19 protein-coding genes are annotated in these 20,356 nt (G+C 63.9%); 14 read left to right on the top strand and 5 right to left on the bottom strand.

Going from position 1 to position 20,356, the window contains the following annotated elements; genetic code table 11:
* The first annotated feature begins 4 nt into the window (after positions 1 to 4).
* The 5 genes from U5L98_RS09690 (at position 5) to yidD (ending at position 3,819) form a co-directional block, all read left to right on the top strand.
* A complete protein-coding gene (locus tag U5L98_RS09690) occupies positions 5 to 1,510 on the top strand; it encodes a UUP1 family membrane protein (protein ID WP_322558112.1) in 1,506 nt (501 codons plus the stop codon).
* Between the two features lie 4 nt (positions 1,511 to 1,514).
* Positions 1,515 to 2,477, top strand: coding sequence for an alpha-L-glutamate ligase-like protein (locus U5L98_RS09695; RefSeq protein ID WP_322558113.1), 963 nt, complete (start codon positions 1,515 to 1,517; stop codon positions 2,475 to 2,477).
* Positions 2,478 to 2,551: 74 nt separating this feature from the next.
* The gene (locus tag U5L98_RS09700; protein ID WP_322558114.1) at positions 2,552 to 3,025 is read left to right on the top strand and encodes a Fur family transcriptional regulator; all 474 of its coding nucleotides are present in this window, start codon (positions 2,552 to 2,554) and stop codon (positions 3,023 to 3,025) included.
* On the top strand, positions 3,022 to 3,462 hold the full coding sequence (hisI, locus tag U5L98_RS09705; protein ID WP_322558115.1) for a phosphoribosyl-AMP cyclohydrolase: 441 nt from the start codon (positions 3,022 to 3,024) through the stop codon (positions 3,460 to 3,462). Before U5L98_RS09700 ends, hisI begins: the two co-directional genes overlap by 4 nt.
* 12 nt (positions 3,463 to 3,474) lie before the next feature.
* Positions 3,475 to 3,819, top strand: a complete 345-nt coding sequence (yidD, locus tag U5L98_RS09710) for a membrane protein insertion efficiency factor YidD (protein ID WP_322558937.1) — start codon at positions 3,475 to 3,477, stop codon at positions 3,817 to 3,819.
* Here yidD and U5L98_RS09715 read toward each other — a convergent pair whose 3' ends face one another.
* Together U5L98_RS09715 and U5L98_RS09720 are read right to left on the bottom strand one after the other, a co-directional pair.
* Positions 3,820 to 4,248, bottom strand: a complete 429-nt coding sequence (locus U5L98_RS09715; RefSeq protein ID WP_322558116.1) for a SufE family protein — start codon at positions 4,246 to 4,248, stop codon at positions 3,820 to 3,822.
* Positions 4,249 to 4,275: 27 nt separating this feature from the next.
* Positions 4,276 to 5,502, bottom strand: a complete 1,227-nt coding sequence (locus U5L98_RS09720; protein ID WP_322558117.1) for a site-specific integrase — start codon at positions 5,500 to 5,502, stop codon at positions 4,276 to 4,278.
* A 243-nt stretch (positions 5,503 to 5,745) separates the two neighbouring features.
* On the opposite strand from U5L98_RS09720, the gene U5L98_RS09725 reads away from it, so the two are divergent.
* Positions 5,746 to 6,786 (top strand): DNA-binding protein, encoded by a 1,041-nt coding sequence (locus tag U5L98_RS09725; RefSeq protein ID WP_322558118.1) that lies wholly within the window; start codon positions 5,746 to 5,748, stop codon positions 6,784 to 6,786.
* 15 nt (positions 6,787 to 6,801) lie between these two features.
* On the opposite strand, the gene nfuA is transcribed toward U5L98_RS09725, so the two are convergent.
* Positions 6,802 to 7,392: a Fe-S biogenesis protein NfuA gene (nfuA, locus tag U5L98_RS09730; RefSeq protein WP_322558119.1), complete on the bottom strand. Its 591-nt coding sequence runs from the start codon at positions 7,390 to 7,392 to the stop codon at positions 6,802 to 6,804.
* Between the two features lie 306 nt (positions 7,393 to 7,698).
* On the opposite strand from nfuA, the gene metH reads away from it, so the two are divergent.
* The 3 genes from metH to U5L98_RS09745 all read left to right on the top strand — a co-directional run bounded on the left by metH (position 7,699) and on the right by U5L98_RS09745 (position 13,819).
* Positions 7,699 to 11,418: a methionine synthase gene (gene metH, locus U5L98_RS09735; protein ID WP_322558120.1), complete on the top strand. Its 3,720-nt coding sequence runs from the start codon at positions 7,699 to 7,701 to the stop codon at positions 11,416 to 11,418.
* A 222-nt stretch (positions 11,419 to 11,640) separates the two neighbouring features.
* Positions 11,641 to 13,296 (top strand): nitrite/sulfite reductase, encoded by a 1,656-nt coding sequence (locus tag U5L98_RS09740; RefSeq protein WP_322558121.1) that lies wholly within the window; start codon positions 11,641 to 11,643, stop codon positions 13,294 to 13,296.
* Positions 13,286 to 13,819, top strand: a complete 534-nt coding sequence (locus U5L98_RS09745; RefSeq protein ID WP_322558122.1) for a DUF934 domain-containing protein — start codon at positions 13,286 to 13,288, stop codon at positions 13,817 to 13,819. The genes U5L98_RS09740 and U5L98_RS09745 overlap by 11 nt, the downstream gene beginning before the upstream one ends.
* A gap of 73 nt (positions 13,820 to 13,892) precedes the next feature.
* Here U5L98_RS09745 and smrA read toward each other — a convergent pair whose 3' ends face one another.
* On the bottom strand, positions 13,893 to 14,486 hold the full coding sequence (smrA, locus tag U5L98_RS09750) for a DNA endonuclease SmrA (RefSeq protein WP_322558123.1): 594 nt from the start codon (positions 14,484 to 14,486) through the stop codon (positions 13,893 to 13,895).
* 116 nt (positions 14,487 to 14,602) lie between these two features.
* Between smrA and U5L98_RS09755 the strand changes: the two genes are divergently transcribed.
* The 5 genes from U5L98_RS09755 to pdxH all read left to right on the top strand — a co-directional run bounded on the left by U5L98_RS09755 (position 14,603) and on the right by pdxH (position 17,501).
* Positions 14,603 to 15,019, top strand: a complete 417-nt coding sequence (locus tag U5L98_RS09755) for a gamma-glutamylcyclotransferase family protein (RefSeq protein ID WP_322558124.1) — start codon at positions 14,603 to 14,605, stop codon at positions 15,017 to 15,019.
* Between the two features lie 31 nt (positions 15,020 to 15,050).
* Entirely contained in the window at positions 15,051 to 15,512 is a 462-nt protein-coding gene (locus U5L98_RS09760; protein WP_322558125.1) for an MgtC/SapB family protein, read from the top strand.
* 185 nt (positions 15,513 to 15,697) lie between these two features.
* Positions 15,698 to 16,321 (top strand): NAD(P)H:quinone oxidoreductase, encoded by a 624-nt coding sequence (wrbA, locus tag U5L98_RS09765; protein WP_322558126.1) that lies wholly within the window; start codon positions 15,698 to 15,700, stop codon positions 16,319 to 16,321.
* A complete protein-coding gene (locus U5L98_RS09770) occupies positions 16,318 to 16,710 on the top strand; it encodes a DUF2069 domain-containing protein (protein ID WP_322558127.1) in 393 nt (130 codons plus the stop codon). Before wrbA ends, U5L98_RS09770 begins: the two co-directional genes overlap by 4 nt.
* Before the next feature lie 149 nt (positions 16,711 to 16,859).
* A complete protein-coding gene (gene pdxH, locus U5L98_RS09775; RefSeq protein ID WP_322558128.1) occupies positions 16,860 to 17,501 on the top strand; it encodes a pyridoxamine 5'-phosphate oxidase in 642 nt (213 codons plus the stop codon).
* Between the two features lie 73 nt (positions 17,502 to 17,574).
* Here pdxH and U5L98_RS09780 read toward each other — a convergent pair whose 3' ends face one another.
* Positions 17,575 to 20,322: a bifunctional acetate--CoA ligase family protein/GNAT family N-acetyltransferase gene (locus U5L98_RS09780; protein ID WP_322558129.1), complete on the bottom strand. Its 2,748-nt coding sequence runs from the start codon at positions 20,320 to 20,322 to the stop codon at positions 17,575 to 17,577.
* Positions 20,323 to 20,356 lie beyond the last annotated feature (34 nt).

Below are 20,356 nucleotides of genomic sequence, written 5' to 3' on the forward strand. Positions count from 1 at the left end.
ACCCATGTCACGACTGCCCTTCTACCTGATCGTCGCCTTCCTGCTGGTGTCCGGTGTCGTTATGAGTATCCACCGCCACGTGCAGTTCGAGGTGCCCTGGACACCGGGTGAACAACGCCAGGTCTGGGAGATCGAGGCCCAGGTCAACTTCATGGCCGATGGTGGACCGGCAAAGGTCAACATGGCGCTGCCCTCGAGCCAGCAAGGCTTTCGCATTCTCACGGAGCATACAGCCTCGCCCGGCTACGGCCTGGCCTTCCTCGAGGAGGACGGGGGCCGCCGCGCCGAATGGACCACCCGCCAGGCCACCGGCGACCAGCAGCTCTATTACAGCGTCCAGGCGTTAGTGGCTCCGGCATCGCGCAACCCACAGATCGAATCCCCTCCCCTGCGCCGTGACATCGTCTGGGAAACGCCTTATAACACCGCGGCCAGCCAGGTGATCGAACGGGCTTGGGCGCGCAGCGCCGACCCCTTCACCTTCGCCCGTGAGTTGATCACTGACCTGACAGAAGACCGACAGGGGGAGAATGCTCGCCTCCTGCTGACCCAGTTCGACCGCACTCCGCTGCTGGTGCGCCTGCTCAACCAGGCCCGCGTACCGGCCCGAGAGGTCAACGGCCTGCTGCTTGAGCACGGCCGCCGGCGACAGAGCCTGACTTCCTGGATCCAGGTCTTCGACGACAAAGAGTGGGCACTGTTCGACCCCCGTACCGGTGCCAGAGGGCGCCCGGACAACCTGCTCCTCTGGGAGTCCGCCGGAGAGGCGGTGCTAGAGGTCCAGGGCGGCAGCAACTCGCGGATCGGCTTCTCGATGCTCTCCCGCAACCAGCCGGCGGCGGCAGCAGTGCGCAGCCAGCTGGCCGATGACACCCTGTTGAATTTCTCGATCCATAGCCTGCCCCTGGAGGACCAGGCGCTGTTCCAGACCATCCTGCTGATCCCCATCGGCGCGCTGATGGTGGTGATCCTTCGGGTGCTGGTGGGTATCAAGACTTCGGGCACCTTCATGCCCGTCCTGATCGCGCTGGCCTTCATCCAGACCACACTGATCACCGGGCTGGTTGGCTTTCTGCTGGTGGTGGCCGTGGGGCTGGTGATACGCAACTATCTTTCCTACCTGAATCTGCTACTGGTGGCGCGAGTGACGGCGGTGATCATCACGGTCATCGCCATCATCTCGGTATTCTCTGTGCTCTCCTACCGCTTCGGGCTCAACGCCGGCCTGACCATCACGTTCTTCCCGATGATCATTCTGTCCTGGACCATCGAGCGAATGTCGATCCTGTGGGAAGAGGAAGGCCCCAAGCAGGTGCTGATCCAGGGAGGCGGTAGTCTGGTCACCGCGGTACTGGCCTATCTGGCGATGAACAATCCCTGGATTCGCCACATCACCTTCAACTTCCTTGGCGTCCAACTGATCCTGATGGCGTTGATCCTGCTGCTCGGCAACTACACCGGCTATCGCCTGCTCGAGCTGCGCCGCTTCCAGCCGGTCACGGAGGACTGATCCCATGTGGACGACCCCTGCCCGCCTGCGTGCCAAGGGAATTGTCGGCATGAACCGGCGCAACATCCGCTATATCGGCCGTTACAACAAGCGCCGGCTCTATCCGCTGGTGGACGACAAACTCAAGACAAAGCTGCTGGCCCAGGAACACGGGATCACCACGCCGGCACTGATCGGTACCGTGACTACCCAGTTCGGTATCAAGCAACTGCGTGCCATGCTGACCGGCCAAAGTGGGTTCGTGATCAAGCCTGCCAAAGGGAGTGGCGGCAAGGGTATCCTGGTTATCGAGCGGATCGAGGGCGGTCTTTACATCAAGCCCAGCGGCACCCAGCTAACCCTCGCCGACGTGGAGCGACATGTTTCCAATATCCTCTCCGGGCTCTACTCTCTGGGTGGCTCTCCAGACGTGGCCTTGATCGAGGCGCTGATCAACTTCGACGAATCCTTTTCCGAGTACACCTATGAGGGGGTGCCGGACATCCGGGTCATCATCTTCCAAGGCTATCCGGTCATGGCCATGATGCGCCTGTCCACTGCCGCCTCGGACGGCAAGGCCAACCTGCACCAGGGGGCCGTGGGTATGGGTATCGACATTGCCAGTGGTACCGCGGTCCGCGGGGTGCAATTCGATCGCACGCGCCATGACCATCCCGATACCGGACATGAGCTTGCCAGCCTCCGCATCAGCGATTGGGGCACGCTGCTGCGGCTGGCCGCCGGCTGTTTTGAGATGACCGGCCTGGGCTACCTGGGAACCGACATGGTGCTCGATCGGGACCATGGTCCCATGCTGCTGGAGCTCAACGCCCGTCCGGGGCTGGCCATCCAGATGGCCAACGGTGAGGGATTGCGTTCCCGGCTCGATCTGATCGAACGCCAGCCCGAGGGGGTCGCTGTCGAGGACAGGGTTGCCTTCTCGCAGCATCACTTCGCCCGCTCCAGCGAGCTGTCCGAAACGGCCTGAGGGCGGCCACGGCTGGCCCCTCGCCGGCCCGGCGCGTAGAATGATGCTTCTTCCCAGCCATCGCCCCGGGTGCCATGACCGATCCCCGCGACATGATTCGACAGGCCGAACGGCAGTGCCAGCAGCGCGGTGCGCGCTTCACGCCGATCCGTCGACGAGTGCTGGAGATGATCGCCGACGCCCCCGGCAGTCTGAAGGCCTACGACCTGCTGGACCGCCTAGCGGCGGAGCACGCCGCGGCACGTCCTCCTACCGTCTATCGCGCACTGGATTTTCTCATCGACCAGGGGCTGGTGCATCGTATCGAGTCGCTCAATGCCTATGTGGCCTGTCCCTGTCCCGAGCATGCCCACGGCTTCCAGCTGCTGATCTGTCGTCTCTGTGGCCGGGTCGAGGAGCTGCATCTGGACGAGATCAATGACCACCTGGCACGACACGCCAGGGAGCTGGGCTTCGAGGTCCAGCGGCAGACCATCGAGTTGCTGGGCCAGTGTGACACCTGCCGACAGAATCCCGAGCCCCCTGCCGCTCCCGCGGAGTTTCCATGAGCGACACCTTCAAGAGCCTAGAACGAGCCCCCGGCGACAGCCGCTTCTCCCTGACAGGGATCCTCGACGCCATCCGCGTCAACGCCGACGGCCTGATTCCGGCCATCGCCCAGCAGCATGACAGCGGCGAGGTGCTGATGATGGCCTGGATGAACCGCGAGGCCCTGGAAGAGACCCTGAAGACCGGTCGCGTCTGCTACTGGTCACGCTCGCGGGGCAAGCTGTGGCGCAAGGGAGAAAGCTCCGGACAGCAGCAGCACCTCAAGGGCGCAGCGCTCGATTGTGACGGTGACACCCTGCTGCTGAAGGTGGACCAGACAGGGCCCGCCTGCCACAGCGGCAGGCGTAGCTGTTTCTACGTGGCCCTGGAGGGCGACGAGGCACGCATCGTCAGCGACCCGCTGATCGACCCCGATACGCTCTACGGCAAGGGCTGAAGCGTGTCCTGCCTGACCGCGGGGGTCTACAGGTTGTTGCGCCTGCTAGGTGTGGTCTTCGGCTGGCTGTTGATCGCTTTGGTGAGGCTGTACCAGATAACGTTGAGTCCGCTGCTGGGGCCGCGCTGCCGCTACTGGCCAAGCTGCTCGAGTTATACCCTGGAGGCGCTGCAAGTACATGGCCCGCTCAAGGGCGGCATTCTGGCATTGCGGCGGATTTCCCGTTGCCACCCAGGCTGCGAAGGGGGCATCGACCCGGTCCCCGACGGACCCAGCGAGCGGCTTTGCCGGGAAGATCCGGAACTGGATGAGCAGTTCCGCTGCCGGACAGACGAGCAGCAGCCGGGCAACCGCTGATCAGGCGGCTACCTCTGCCTCGGCCACGCGGTAGATCCGCTCCAGCATGGCGTTGAGGCCGTTGCTGCGGGTCGGGGAAAGGTGCTTGTCGAGCCCCAGGTCCTTCATGAAGTGCGGGCTAGTGGCGCGAATGTCCGCCGGGTGGCGGTCGTTGTAGATGCGCATCAGCACGGCGATCAGCCCGGAGACGATGGCGGCATCGGAGACCGCATCGAAGTGCAGGTTTTCGCCCTCGCGGCGATGGTGCATCCAGACATTGGACTGGCAGCCCTGAATCTTCAGCTCATCGACTTTCCAATCCTCGGGAAAGGCCGGCAGCTGCTTTCCCATGTCGATGATGTACTGGTAACGATCCATCCAGTTGTCGAACATCTCGAACTCGTCGAGAAGCTCCTGCTGGGCCTGTTCGGCGGTAGTTTCGGCAGTCATGGTCTCTCCTGGAAGTGGTTGATGCCATTATAACGGCTCACTTTCGTCATCTCGATCATCGACATACTCCTCCTTCGCCCCACCGATGCCCAGGCCATGGCGCGCCTGCTGGCGATGCCACTCCTCGTCCTCGGCATGCAGGTAGCGCGCCGTGGTGTCGAGACGCGAATGGCGGGCCGTGGCGGCCAGATAGCGCAGTTCCACTCCGGCCTGTGCCTGATGGGTCAAGGCGGTATGACGCAGCCAGTGCGGTGTCGCCTGACGCAGGCGCAGTACCTCGCCCTGGGCGTCGTTGCCTGCCTCTCGCTCGAGCGCCTCAGCTGCTTCACGGAAGCCATCGCAGACCAGCCGATAGAGGCGATTGTCGCCCAGCCCCCGGCGGCCATCCAGGGCACGCAGCAAGGGTGAGGCATCATCCGGCTGCGGATCCGTCGACAGGTCCAGTGTTCTGCGCCATTCGCCCACAAGGTCCATCATGTCCGGCGGCACCGGGATGCGCGCCACCTTGTCGCCCTTCCCTACCACGTTCCACCACCAGCGCCCTTCACGACGCTGGAAGTCGTTCATGCGCGCCGCGCTCATCTCGCTTATCCGTGGGGCCAGCAGGTAGGCGAAACCGAACAACAGGCGCCGTCGAGTCAGTTCGTAACGGCGTCGGGGCGAGTCGTCCTGCTTCGCAGGTCGATTCAGCCACCCCCACAGCCAGTCCCAGAGAGGACGTTCAAGGTAGCGCTCGATGCTCCCCTGGCGATTGTCCAGGCGTCGGCGCTTGTCGCGCATCAGCCGGAAGGGATTGTGGCCGATCCAGCCCGCCTCCACCAGCCAGGCGAACATGCCCTGCAGGATGACCAGGCTCTGCCGTCGGCTGGCGGGCGAAAGTGGCCCGCGGAAGGGGCGCCATCGTGGGTCTCGACGCGAGCGCACCGGCCCGATCCAGCGCTCGGCGGGGCGCGGATCGGCCAGGAAGGACTCGAAGAGGTCCAGATCTTCCCGGCGCAGCGCATCGAGCCCCCTGCCCTGCTCCGCCAGCCACAGCAACAGGCGCTGCGCTTCGCGGCGATAGGCGCGCTGGGTCCGGGGGCTTGACCGGTATTCGTCCAGCCACTGCGCCACCGCCTCGACATCGCTGCCAGCGGTGATGTGCAAACCTGTTCGATGGCCCGCCTCGACAGTTGGCTGCACTGGCCTCTCGAGTGCCTTCGATATTTCGCTCAACGCCTCACCGGCCGCTGCCTGACTCGTACTGTTGTCCATATCCGCTCCTTGCTCCTTGCTCCTTGCTCCTTGCTCCTTGCTCCTTGCTCCTTGACCTTCAGTATCCGGCCTTCCCTGCAAGAAAATCAAGATAAGCCGCGTAATCTTGCTTTTATTCTTCATATCGTAAATATATTTACGTTATACGTATTATGTAATTATCTTCAATGTCGGGTTGCCGCCGGGTATAATCCGCTCGACCTTCGAGAGTTTGACCCGACAGACCATCACGAGGACAAGGCCATGGCGCGCAGCGGCGTGCGTTACGAGGATGTTCAGCGGGCCATTGATGCCTTGCTGGAGAAGGGCGAGGCGCCCAGCGTGCACAAGGTGCGCGAGGTGCTCGGGACCGGCAGTTTCACGACCATCAGTGAACACCTCAGGGAGTGGCGGACACGGCGGGAGGAGAACCGCGACCTGCCTCCACCGCGTGGCATGCCCGTGGCCTTGCAGGAGCTCGCCGAGTCGCTTTGGGAGAAGGCCCAGGCATCCGCCAATGAGGCCCTCGCCCACTATCGACAGGAGGCAGAGGGCCGCGTGGAGACAGCGCGAGAGGAAGCCGGCGAGGCATCGCGTCGGGCCGAGGACGCCGAGCAGCGTGAGTCGGCGCTGGCGGCTCACCTGGCGCGTACAGAGCAGCGCCTGGAGGAGCAGAGCGGCGACCTGGCGCGTCGAGAGGCCGAGCGCGACGCGCTGGCGGAGCGGGAGACGAAGCTCGCTACCCGACAGACAAGGCTCGAGACTCAGTTGGCGAGCCTGCAGCAGGAACACGAGCGCCAGGCACGCGAACAGCAGCAGGCTCTGACCGAGCAGGCCACTCGCCATCAGGAACGTCTGGCCCGGGAGGAAAAACGTCACGAGAGCAGCGAGGCGCGCCTGATGGGGCTGCTTGACGAGGCGCGCCAGGAACGACAGGCCGCCGAGAAGCGCCACACCCAGAAGCTTCAGCAGCTCGAGACGAGACTGGAGCGGGCTCAGCAGCTGGTGCAGGAGGCGCGCGGTGCCCTGGCCGAAGAGGAGAAGCGTCATCGCGAGACCGAGTGGTCGCGGCACCAGGCCGAGGAGCGAAGCCGGACGCTGCAGCATGAGCAGGTGCTGATGCAGGCGCGCATTGACGAGCAGAAGCAGCTGCTGGAGGAGCAAGTACGCCGCTTGCGTGACCTGGAGAACCAGCTTCATCGCTGCCTCTGGCAGGCACCGGTAGCTGACCGGACTCACGAGGAGGTGCTCGAAGACGATGAAGGCTCCGCCGTGGCGGAGCCTTCTTCAGATCACCGAGAGTGAGTTAACCAATCACGACTATCTGTAGTAGGCGTTGGTGGTGTCCGTATGGTCGGTCACGTCGCGTATCCCGGCAAGCTCGGGGATGCGCTCCAGCAGGGTCCTCTCCACGCCGTCCTTGAGGGTGAGGTCCACCGCGGCACAGCCCTGGCAGCCGCCGCCGAACGCCAGGACCGCCACCTGGTCGTCGGTCAGCTCGACCAGCTTGATCTCGCCGCCGTGGGAGGCCAGGCCCGGGTTGATCTCGCTGTAGAGGATATAGTTGACGCGATCCTCTAGCGGGCTGTCGGCATTGACCTTGGGCATCTTGGCGTTGGGCGCCTTGATGGTCAGCTGTCCGCCCATGCGGTCGGCGTTGAAGTCGACCACGGCCTCCTCGAGAAAGGGCAAGCTGTTCTTATCCAGGTAGACACGAATCTTCTCGAGTTCCAGCAGCTCGTCGCTGGGCTCTTCTTCGCCGGGCCGGCAGTAGGCCAGGCAGGTCTCGGCGTAGGGAGTGCCTGGCTGGGTAATGAAGATGCGGACCGCTATTCCCTCGACGTTCTGCTTCTCGAGCAGTTCGGCAAGATAGTCCTGGGCGCTGTCGGTGATCTGGATGCTGTCGCTCATGGTGCTCTCGCTATCGCGACATGCCGCGGCGGGGTGGGGCCGCGACATGTACAGAAAGTGTGATGACCTCAATGGTAAGCGACCTATGCGGCCGACACAATCCCGACTGAATTGCTGGGTTTTATTCGGCCCCCTGCCGCGGCGCCGTGGCTTTTGCTAAGATGAGAGCCTTTCCCGACGGCTTGCCGATGTAGTGAACCCCGGCAGGACCGCCCCTCGCCCGCAGCGTATAGCCTCGACAAGACACCCCGGGTGCCCCGCTGCAGGCACGATTCTGATGCCTCACGCTGGAGATTGATTCGACCCATGGCCGCCGCTCCCACCGCCCTGACCGCCACGCTGATCAACCGCCTCAACGAACACATCCTGATGCTGGACGGCGGGATGGGCACCATGCTGCAGAATGCCGGACTTTCCGAGCAGGAGTTTCGCGGCGAGCGCTTCAGTGACTGGCCTAGTGATCTCAAGGGCAACAATGACCTGCTGGCCCTGACCTGCGCGGACCTGGTGACGCGCATTCATCGCCAGTACCTGGAGGCCGGGGCCGATATCGTCGAGACCAACACCTTCAACAGCACGCGCCTCTCCCAGTCCGACTACGGCATGGAGGCGCTGGTGCCCGAGCTCAACCGGGAGTCGGCGCGCCTGGCTCGAGCAGTCTGTGACGCCGTGGCCGAAGAGACCGGCGTGCCGCGCTATGTGGCCGGCGTGCTGGGCCCCACTTCGCGCACCGCGTCGCTGTCGCCGGACGTGAATGATCCGTCCATACGCAATGTCACCTTCGACGCCCTGCGCGAGAACTATTACGAAGCCGCCGAGGCGCTGATCGAAGGCGGCGCCGATCTCATCTTGATCGAGACCATCTTCGACACCCTCAACGCCAAGGCGGCGATCTATGCCCTTGAAGAGGTCTTCGCGGCACAGGGCGAACGGTTGCCGGTGATGATCTCCGGCACCATCACCGACGCCTCGGGACGCACACTGTCGGGCCAGACCACCGAAGCGTTCTGGAACTCGGTGCGCCATGCTCGGCCGCTCTCCATCGGACTCAACTGCGCCCTGGGCGCCGAGGAGCTGCGGCCCTATGTCGAGGAGCTTGCCACCAAGGCCGACACTTTCGTCTCGGCCCACCCCAACGCCGGCCTGCCCAACGAGTTCGGCGAGTACGACCAGACACCGGAGGAGATGGCGGCGATCGTCGCCGAGTTCGCCGAGAGCGGCCTTGTCAACATCATCGGCGGCTGTTGTGGCTCCACTCCCGAGCACATCGCGGCGATCCACGCCGCCATCCAGGGGCTGGCGCCGCGTCGGGTGCCCGAGCGTTCGCGAGCATGCCGCCTTTCCGGACTCGAGCCCTTCAACATCGATGCTGATTCTCTGTTCGTCAACGTTGGCGAGCGTACCAATGTCACCGGCTCGGCGCGCTTCAAGCGGTTGATCGTCGAGGAGGATTACACCACCGCGCTGGAAGTGGCCCTGGAGCAGGTCGAGAACGGCGCCCAGATCATCGATATCAACATGGATGAGGGCATGCTCGAGTCCGAGGAAGCCATGGTGCACTTCCTCAACCTGATCGCCGGCGAACCCGATATCGCCCGGGTGCCGATCATGATCGACTCCTCGAAGTGGGAGATCATCGAGGCAGGGCTCAAGTGCGTGCAGGGCAAGGCGGTGGTCAACTCCATCTCCATGAAGGAGGGTGAGGACGCCTTCCGCGAGCAGGCGACCCGCTGCCGGCGCTACGGCGCTGCCATCATCATCATGGCCTTCGACGAGCAGGGCCAGGCAGACACCTTCGCGCGCAAGACCGAGATCTCCCGGCGGGCTTACCGGATCCTGGTCGACGAGCTCGACTTTCCGCCGGAAGACATCATCTTCGACCCCAATATCTTCGCCATCGCCACCGGCATCGAGGAGCACGACAATTACGCCGTGGACTTCATCGAGGCCACCCGCTGGATCCGCGAGCACCTGCCACACGCCCTGGTCTCGGGCGGTGTTTCCAACGTCTCTTTCTCCTTCCGAGGCAACAACCCGGTTCGCGAGGCGATCCACTCGGTATTCCTCTACCACGCCATCCGCGCCGGGCTGACCATGGGCATCGTCAATGCCGGCCAGCTGGCCGTCTACGACGACCTGCCAAGCGAGCTGCGCGAAGCGGTCGAGGATGTGGTGCTCAACCGGCGCAGTGACAGCACCGAGCGACTGCTGGACCTGGCCGACAAGTACAAGGGTGACGGCAGCGGCCCGGCCAAGAAGGAAGACCTGGAGTGGCGTAGCTGGGCGGTCGAGAAACGCATCGAGCACGCGTTGATCAAGGGCGTCACCGCCTACATCGAGGAAGATACCGAACTCGCCCGTCAGCGGGCCGAGCGGCCCATCGAAGTGATCGAGGGCCCACTGATGGACGGCATGAACGTGGTCGGCGACCTCTTCGGCGCCGGCAAGATGTTCCTGCCCCAGGTGGTCAAGTCGGCCCGGGTCATGAAGCAGGCGGTGGCCTACTTGATCCCCTACATCGAGGCCGAGAAGAGCGCCGATAGCCAGGCCAAGGGCAAGATTGTCATGGCCACGGTCAAGGGGGATGTCCACGACATCGGCAAGAACATCGTCGGCGTTGTGCTCCAGTGCAACAACTATGAAGTCATCGACCTCGGGGTAATGGTGTCCGCCGAGAAGATCCTGCAGACCGCCTGCGCCGAGAATGCCGATATCATCGGCCTCTCCGGCCTGATCACCCCGTCGCTGGACGAGATGGTTCACGTGGCCAAGGAGATGCAGCGCCAGGGTTTCGCCCTGCCGCTGCTGATCGGCGGCGCTACCACCTCCAAGGCCCATACCGCGGTGAAGATCGAGCCCGGTTACGAGCATCCGGTGATCTACGTCACCGATGCCTCGCGGGCCGTGGGGGTGGCCGGAAAGCTGCTCTCCCCGACCCTGAAGCCGGCCTACATCGACGAGATTCGCGCCGAGTACGAAACGGTGCGCGAACGCAACGCCAAGCGTCGCCCCAAGGCAGCCGACCTCTCCTACGCCGAGGCCCGCCAGCGCAAGCCGGCCATGGACTGGGACGGCTACACGCCGCCGCGGCCAGCCATCACCGGCCTCGAGGTGTTCGACGACTATGACATCGAGGAACTGGTCCAACGCCTCGACTGGACGCCCTTCTTCATGAGCTGGCAGCTGGCCGGCAAGTACCCGAAGATCCTCGACGACGCCAAGGTCGGCGAGGCGGCTCGCAGCCTCTTCGACGATGCCCAGGCGATGCTGCGCAAGCTGATCGACGAGAAGCGCATTCAGGCCCGGGGCGTGATCGGCCTGTGGCCGGCCAACACCGTCGACGACGACGTCATCGAGGTCTATGCCGATGAGTCGCGCGGCGAGGTGGTCGAGCGGCTGCATCACATCCGGCAGCAGACCACCAAGAACCGCGACGGCGTCTGCCACAGCCTGGCCGATTTTATCGCCCCCCGTTACGACGTGAGCGGAGAGCCGAGCGGCAAGCCCGACTGGATCGGCGGCTTCGCCGTCACTACCGGGCATGGCGTGGAGGCACTGGCCGAGCAGTACAAGGCCGCCGGCGACGACTACAACGCCATCCTGATCCAGTCGCTCACCGACCGCCTGGCCGAGGCCTTCGCCGAGCGCCTGCACGAGCGGGTGCGCAAGGAGTTCTGGGGCTATGTGCCGAATGAGACCCTGGACAATGATGCGATTATCGCCGAGAAGTATCAGGGCATCCGCCCGGCACCCGGCTACCCGGCCTGCCCCGATCACACCGAGAAAGCGACCCTGTTCCGCCTGCTGCAGGCCACCGAGAACGCCGGCCTCGAACTCACCGAGAACTTCGCCATGTGGCCCGCGGCCGCAGTGGCGGGCTGGTACTTCTCCCACCCGCGGTCGAAGTATTTCTCCACCGGCAAGATCACCCGGGACCAGGTCGAGGCGCTGGCCGAACGCAAGGGCATGACCGTGGAGGAACTCGAGCGCTGGCTCGCGCCGGTGCTCTCCTACGACCCCGCCTGACCCTCGCGGCCCGCCGCAGCGGGCCGCTCGCCCTCACCCGCCCGGAGGACGGAGGCTGCTCAAGCCCATCCGCTGCGGAAGATGCCATGCCTTTTCCTGCCGATTGATAACCTTTTAATTAAATTCTATGATCATTTATTCTTTCATAGAATAAAGGAAGAGGAGTATGTTGCCCTTCTCGGCATTCTCCTTCACCCGCTTCGACCTGCAGGAAACGCCTGAATGTATCGGTACGACACCTACGACCAGACTCTCGTGGATGAGCGCGTCGCTCAATTCCGCGACCAGATGGATCGCCACCTGGCCGGCCGCCTCGGGGAAGACGAGTTCCGTCCGCTGCGACTGCAGAACGGCCTCTATATCCAGAAGCATGCGCCCATGCTGCGCATTGCCGTCCCCTACGGCATGCTCGGCAGCCATCAGCTCAGGCGCCTGGCGAAGATCACGCGTCGCTATGACCGCGGTTACGGGCACTTTTCCACGCGCCAGAACCTGCAGCTGAACTGGCCGGCCCTGGAAGACGTGCCGGCTATTCTCGCCGAACTGGCCGAGGTCCAGATGCATGCCATCCAGACCAGTGGCAACTGCATCCGCAACACCACCAGTGACCAGTTCGCGGGTATTGCCGCCGACGAGGTGGAGGACCCGCGCCCCTGGTGCGAGCTGATACGCCAATGGTCGACCCTGCATCCGGAGTTCGCCTTCCTGCCGCGCAAGTTCAAGATCGCGGTCACCGGTGCCGCGGAGGACCGTGCCGCCATCCAGGTCCACGACATCGGCCTGCGCCTGTGGCGCGATGAGCAGGACGAACTCAAGATCAGGGTTCTGGCCGGCGGAGGCCTGGGGCGCACGCCGATGATCGGCGATGTGGTTCGTGATGATCTGCCCTGGCAGCACCTGCTCACCTACCTCGAGGCGTGCGTGCGGGTCTACAACCAGTTCGGTCGCCGCGACAACAAGTTCAAGGCGCGCATCAAGATCCTGGTCAAGGCATTGGGCATTGAAGAGTTCCGGCGCCGTGTCGAGGCCGAGTGGGCCCACCTCAAGGATGGCCCCCAGACGCTGACGCCCGCCGCCGTGGAGGCCGCTCTTGGCCACTTTCCCGAGCCCGAGCGGCGCCCGGTCGACGACAGTGCGATCGCCGACTTCGAGCGGCTGCGCGCCGAAAATCGTGCCTTTGCACGCTTCGTCACCAACAATGTCACTGACCACAGGGTGTCAGGCTACAAGGCCGTCACCCTGTCGCTCAAACGCCGAGAGCACGCGCCTGGTGACGTCACCGCCGACCAGATGGAGGCGGTGGCCGATCTCGCTGATCGCTTCAGTTTCGGTGAGATTCGCGTCACCCATGAACAGAACCTGGTGCTCTCGGACGTGCCGGTAGACGACCTCGAGACGCTGTGGAAGGAACTGGACGCCCTGGGCATGGCCAATCCCACCGTGGGCACCCTCAACGACATCATCTGCTGCCCGGGCGGTGATTTCTGCAGCCTGGCCAACGCGGTGTCGATCCCCATTGCTCAGGCACTCCAGGAGCGCTTCGAGAACCTCGACTTCCTCTACGACCTCGGGCCGCTCGACCTGAATATCTCCGGCTGCATGAACGCCTGTGGTCACCACCACGTCGGCCACATCGGCATCCTGGGCGTCGACAAGAAGGGCGAGGAGTACTACCAGGTCTCGCTTGGCGGCAACTCGACCGATGACGCCTCGCTTGGCAAGATCCTCGGCCCCTCCTTCTTTCGTGAGGATGTTCCCGGCGTGATCGACAAGGTGCTGGAAGTCTATGTGGAGCAGCGACACGAGGAAGAGCGCTTCCTCGACACCTATCGCCGCATCGGTCTCAAGCCGTTCAAGGAGCGGGTCTATGCCAAATGACAATGCGCCAGATCAACAGCTCGAACACGTCCGCACCCTGATCAAGATGGGGCAACCGGAACAGGACGAATGGGCGCTGTCACGCGATGGACAGGCAATGCCCTCTCGCCGCCCGGTGATCGTGCCACTCGCCCTCTGGCAAGAGTTCGCGGGTGAGGAGGGGCTAGCCCCCTGGCTATCCAGTGATACCGAGCTGGACGATACCCTGGCCGCAAAGCTAGGCGCCGCGCCACTGGTTGCCATCGACTTTCCTGCCTTCACCGACGGCCGGGGCTACACCCTGGCCCGCCTGCTCCGGGAGCGCTACGGCTATGGGGGCGAGGTGCGCGCCATCGGTGACGTCCTGGTCGACCAACTGTTCTACATGACCCGCTGCGGCTTCGATGCCCTGGCCCTGCGCGAGGATCAGCATCTCGAAGACGCCCTGCGCGCTTTGGGAGCCTTCAGCGTCAGCTACCAGCCGGCAGTGGACGTGGGCGAGGCGATCTTCGAGCGCCGCCTGCGCGAGAATGGTCACGCCTGAAGTCCGGCACGCGACGTTGAGGACGAACGGCCCGGCATCCTCTGCTGGGCCGTTCGTCTTTATCGGGATCGCATCAACCGCGACGCTTCTGCTGACGCTCTCGATTGGCCGATCTCGCCCGCTCGCTCTTGCGTAGCATCACCCAGGTGGCCCCCAGGCCACCATCTGCTTGACCCGCCGAGACGAAGGCCTGGACCTCGTCGAACGCCCCGAGCCACTTCGCCAGGTAGGATCGCAACACATTGGGTGGACTATCGATCTCGCGCCCTCGTCCATGGACGATCAGCACCGAGCGCAAGTCGTGGGCATAGGCCTCGCGAATGAAAGGAGGCAGCAGGCGGCGACACTCCTCCAGCGGCCGTCGCAACAGGTGCAGACTGGCCTGCACCGGGTAACCGCCGTGGCGCAGGCGGTCCACCACCGCCTGCTGGATACCGTCACGGTGGAAGGTCAAGGGGTCGAAGGGCGGCACCAGGTCGACAAAGTCGTCGGAGAGGAAGTCGCGACCCGACCCCTCTGCCGCGGCACTCTCGCGCCTGGCCAGCTGGGCCTCGTTGGGTTCGCCGCGTGTCCGCCCGGGGTCGGCCCGGTTGCTCGCGCGGCTCAAGGGGCGCACATCCTCCATCAGTGCCCGGAAATCCACGTCGTTTCGATTTGCCTGACTCATGGGGGCACCTCCTGGACGTGATGGGGAAAGCATATCCTAGCAGAGCCACCTCGGCGGCTTAAGCCGCCGGCTCGATCATGGCAAGATGACAACCCTTCCCACGAAAAGGATGCCTCATGCGAACATTCAAGTGGCTGGGCGCCCTCACCTTTGGCGCCCTGCTGGTTCTGACCGGCTGGCTGTGGCTGTCCATGCTCAGTCCCTGGACCTATGATCGCCCCGACCACCTGAACCCCGTCCAGGAAGGCCCCCACCGGGTCTTCGTCTATGGCACTCTCACGCATGCGCCGATCCGCTGGCTGGTCTATGGCCGCGCAGGCGAGCCCGAGCCCGCCGCGCTGGAGGACTTCGAGCGCACAGGCCTCGATTTGTCGCCGGCACCTGGGGCCCGAGTCGAAGGACTATTGCTGCGTGTGAAGGCCGAAGAGCTCGAGCGACTGGATCGCTACGAGAGGCTAGGCATTCGCTATGAACGCGTTCGCATGACGCTGTCGGATGGACGGCGTGTGTGGGTATATCAACGACTTGATTAAGCAAGGCAAACGTTCGAATCAAGGAGATGCCATGGAATCCGAGATCTCGCTGTTCGATATGTTTTCACGCCTGGGCATGGCCGCGGGCCTTGCGCTGGTGCTGGGCCTAGAGCGCGAGTTACGCGGCAAGTCCGCGGGGTTACGCTCGCACATGCTCGTTGCCTTGGGGGCCGCGGCCTTTCTGATCGTGGGCCTGGAGATCCTGTTCGCCACCGCCGAGGGTGACCCCTCCGCACGCATCGACCCCACTCGTATTGTCGAAGGGGTGATCGGAGGCATCGGCTTCCTCGGTGCCGGTAGCATCATCCGCAGCGGTGCCAGCGTCCACGGCATCACCACTGGGGCCTCGATCTGGTTAGCTGGTGCAATCGGCGTCGCGGCCGGGGTCGACAATTTCGCTCTGGCTTCCATGTTGACCATCATGGCGCTGGTGATCATGTCGGTACTGGGAGCCATCGAGCGCACTTTCCCCAATCACCGGAGCGGAGACTGACCTGCTCGGTTGTGGCGGGATTCGGCCGCGGCCTACAATGCCTCTCTTTGATCAAGTGAGAAGGACGGGTAAGGGCTCCCTCTTTCTTCTTCATGCCACGCCAGGCTTATCCCGATCACGACGGGCATAACCCTTCTCGGTTGATTTCCCGTGCGCCCCTCTTTCTCAGTCCATCAGGAACCCTCATGACCGAACACCGCCCTTACGTGCTGATCCTCTTCTACTCGCGCCATGGCGCCACCCGCGCCATGGCTGAACGCCTCGTCGCCGGCGTCGAGTCCTGCCCGGGCATCGAGGCGCGCCTGCGCACCGTACCGCCGGTCTCGGCCACCTGCGAAGCCGTCGACCCCGAGATTCCCGACGAGGGGGCCGTCTATGCCAACCTGGACGACCTGCGCCACTGCGCGGGAATGGCCATCGGTAGCCCGACCCGCTTCGGCAACATGGCCGCTCCCCTCAAGTACTTCATCGATGGCACTAGCGAGCTATGGCTCGGGGGCGCGCTGGTCGACAAGCCTGCTACCGCCTTCACCTCGACCTCCAGCCTGCATGGTGGCCAGGAGACCACGCTGATCTCGATGCTGTTGCCACTGTTGCACCACGGCATGGTCTATGCCGGTCTGCCCTACAGCGAGATCGAATTGATGGAGACGAATGCGGGTGGCACGCCCTACGGCGCGAGCCACCTCGCCGGCAAGCGTAGCGACCGGCCGCTGGATGAGCACGAACGTCATCTGGCTTTCGCCCAGGGCAAGCGGCTGGCCAGGCTGGCCCTGGCTCTCGAGGCCTCACGCCGGGAGGCCTCATGAGAAAGTGGCTGGAGGGACTGGAAGCCCGCAAGGGGCTCGACCGGCTGACCGAAGGGTCGCGCCGGCTGGTACTGGGCAGTTACGGCCTGCTGCTGGTACTGATGGTCTATCGTGGGATGATCGTCACCACCGATGGCAATGCCCTGGTGCCGCTACTGATCTTCGTGATGCCACTGGTGCTCTTCCTGCCCTCGATCCTCACGAGGCGCCCCAGGGGCCATGCCTGGCTAGCCTTCGTCAGCCTGCTCTACTTCACTCAGGGGGTCATGGTCGCCACCCTACCTGGCCAGGGACTGCGCGGCAGTGCCGAGGCCTTGGTCGCCCTGGCGCTGTTCGTCGGCTGCACCGCGTATGCCCGCTTCCGCAGCCGACAGCTGCGAGCTGGCTAGCTGGCTAGCTGGCTAGCTGGCTAGCTGGCGATGGTGCGACTGGAGAGAGACCCTAAGCTTAGTGGAAAATATCTACTACCTGGCCGCGTGTGGGTATTGAGCTCGACCCGGCAAGCGGCGAACATGGCACATATTTCGAGGAGATGGTCATGACACGCAAGATTGCCGACATCCGGCGCGACTACGAAGGCGGCCAGCTCGAAGAGTCTTCCACCCCCGACTCACCCATGACGATGTTCGAGGAGTGGCTGACCCTGGCGCTGGATGCCGAAGGTGACGACGGAAATGCCATGACCCTGGCCACTGCCGACAGTCAGGGACGGCCCCACGCCCGTCTGGTGCTGCTCAAAGGAGTCGATGATCAGGGGCTGACCTTCTACACCAATTACCACAGTCACAAGGGCAGTGAGCTGACCAATGTGCCTCATGCGGCCCTGGTCTTCTGGTGGCCGTCTCTCTCCCGCCAGGTGCGCGTCGAAGGGCGTGTGGAACAGGTGCCCCCAAAAGAGTCGGATGACTATTTTGCTACCCGCCCGCGTGGTAGCCAGCTGGGCGCCTGGGTGGCCACCCAGAGCGTGGTGATCCCGAATCGCACCTGGCTCGAAGAGCGCGAACAGCGCTTCGAGCGCGCCTACGAAGGGCAGACAATTCCCCGACCCATCCACTGGGGTGGGTACCGAGTGATTCCTGACATGATCGAGTTCTGGCAGGGTCAGCCGAGCCGCCTTCACGATCGCCTCCGCTTCGAGCGACGTGACGGCAGCTGGCACCGCTTCCGCCTGGCGCCCTAAGCGCAAGGTCTTGTTGGCTTCAACGAACGGCCCCACCACTCGGTACGGGCCGTTCTCCTTACCGGCAGCCGTCTCAGTCCGGCAGACTCTCCAGGCGGTGTCTCTGCCATTCGCTCTCTGGCTCGTTGAGCCGCAATACCGCATCCACCACCTGCTCTTCCATGTTGTAGCGCTGCTTGAAGCCCAGATGCTTCATCAGCGCACGCATCGGGTGGTTGTCGATCATGATCTTGCCGATCATCTCCAGGGTGCCCACGCTCTTGCAGTAGCTGATCATCTTCTTCATCAGCAGACTACCGATGCCCAGCCCCTGAAGGTCATCACGAATGATGACCGAAAATTCGGTACGGATATTATCCGGATCGTTCCACACGCGGACCACCCCGAGCATCTCCTTTCTGCCGTCGTCAAGGAGGTGCTCGGCGATGAAGGCCATCTGCCGGTCGTAGTTGATGTGTGACAGAGCTGACAGGTCCCGCTTGGTCAGGTCGGCCTTGTTGTGGAAGTAACGGAAGCGGATGCTCTCCTCGGAGAGCTGTTCGTGGAAACGGTTGATCAGCGGTGCGTCCTCGGCGCGGATCGGGCGAACCTCGACCTGCCAGCCGTTCTTGAGCGTCACCCACTCCCGAAGCTCCTCGGGATAGGGCATGATCGCAAAACGTGCGGAAGGGCCGAGGTCCATGGCGAAATCTACCGCCACCACCCCATCACGGTTGAGTATCAGCGGATTGAGCTCGAGGCCGCGCAGCTGCGTCAGGTCGCTGGCCATCTGTGACAACTTGACCAGCAGCTCGCAGAGCCGCTCCAGGTCGCGTTCAGGATGGCTGGAGTGTTCGCGGATCAGCAGGGCGGCGTGGGTGCGCCCCACCACGTCTGCCGCCAGGCTCATGTTAAGCGGCGGCAATGCCACCTGACGGTCGGCCAGGATGTTGACCTTGTAGCCGCCTATACCGAACACGATCACCGGCCCGAAGATCGGGTCGCGGGTGATGCCGGCACACAGCTGCATGGAGTGCTTGCCGCGCTGCATGACCTGTAGACAGTACTCGCGGACCGCGAAGTCCGGAAACTTTTCTTCCATCTTGTTACCCAGACGATCCACGGCCTCGGCGACTTGCGCCGGGTTCGCCAGGTCCTGAATCAGCCCGGCGGAGATCTTGTGGGGATGCTGGCGATATCGGAAGGGGTGGCAGTTACCCTCGTGGACGACCTTGAGGGCCATGGGGCCGTCGAAGGCGGCGGCCGCCTCGGCGGCTTCCTCGGCGGTCTGCGGATAGCGACTGGATGCTACCGGGAGCCCGTAGGCTTCCAGCACCTGGGCCGTCTCGGAGTGCGACAGGCACTCGCGCCCCGCCTCGCGGGCCTCCTCGATCAGCGACCAGCAGCGCCGGCGGATCTCCGGTGTGGTGGTGAAAGGCAAGCTCGGCGGAATCTCCTGGAGCAGTGCCTGTACCCGCTGATAGTTGACCATGTGCATGAAGGCCTTCACCGCCTTCTCCGGGGAGATGTAGGTGGGAATGCCAGCCAGGTTGCACTCGTGGCGCGCCGACACCGCCTCCTCCAGTCCCATCCAACTGGTCAGCAGGTTGCGCCGGAAGCGCTTGCGGGCCGCAATGATTGCCTGGGCCGTGGTCTTGGATGGGGCCAGACGGGTCGGGGCATGGACGACCAACACCGCATCCACGCCCGAGTCCGCCGCCACGATCTCCAGGGCCTCCACGAGTCGCTCCGGGGTGGCATTGCCGCCGAGGTCCACCGGGTTCTCGCCGGGCTTGCTCATGTCGAAGTCGTCGCGACGCAAGGCGTCTCGAGTCGTCTCACTGAATTGTGCCAGCTTGCCCCCGGCGTTGATCAGCTTGTCGATAGCCAGCATCGCCGGTCCCAGGCCATTGGACACCACGGCCAGGCGGTCCCCTTTCAGGGGTTTCATCCGCGACAGCGTCTCCAGGGCATCGAACAGCTCGTCGGAGTCGTCGACCCTCACGACCCCAGCTCGCGCGAAGGCCGCATCGAAGATCTGGTCACGATTGGCGATACCGGGCGTCGGCGGCAGGCCGGAAATGTCGGACTCTGCGGTGCGTCCGCTCTTGATGGCCAGCACCAGGCGGTTGCGCGAGGCATCACGCAGCGCAGTCATGAAGTGCTGAGCATCCATGATGCGCTCCAGATGGAGCAGAATCGCCTGGGCCGGAGAAAACTGACTGATGTAGTCCATCAGGTCGGGTAGCAGGACGTCGACGCTGTCCCCCACCGTGAGCAGATGAGAGAAGCCGATGCCGCGGCCGGCGGCCCAGTCGATCATGGCATTGCCGAGCATTCCCGACTGGCCGAGATATGCCACGCGACCGGACTTCACCGGCTTGCTCGCATAGGAAGCGTTGAGCTTGCGACCCGGGACGATCAGCCCCATGCATTCGGGCCCGAGAACGCGGATGCCCGATGACCGAGCGGCGCTGAGCATTCGGCTACGCAGCGACTCCTTGTTGTCATGCTCATCGTCGAGATGGGCACCACCGGACAGCACCAGTGCCGCCTTGACGCCGAAGCGCCCCAGCCTTTCGATCAGGTCAGGAACCGCCTCCACCGGTGAGCAGATCACCGCCAGGTCCGGCACCTCCGGCAGTTGCGACACGCGGCTGAAACAAGGCATTGCGAAGACGTCGTCATAGCCCTTGGGATTGACCGCCCAGATACTGCCGGCGAAGCCACCCTCCTGAAGGTTGCGAATCACCAGGCCGCCCATGGAATAGGGTTTTTCGGATGCTCCGATCACCGCGATGGTGCTGGGCTCAAAAAAGTGGCGCAGAAAGCGGGTGCTCATGCAAGATCCTCCCTGAAGAGACGTTGCCCTTCAT

Origin of the sequence: Halomonas sp., assembly GCF_034520545.1 — a bacterium.
In the GTDB taxonomy this organism is placed as follows: Bacteria; Pseudomonadota; Gammaproteobacteria; order Pseudomonadales; family Halomonadaceae; genus Halomonas.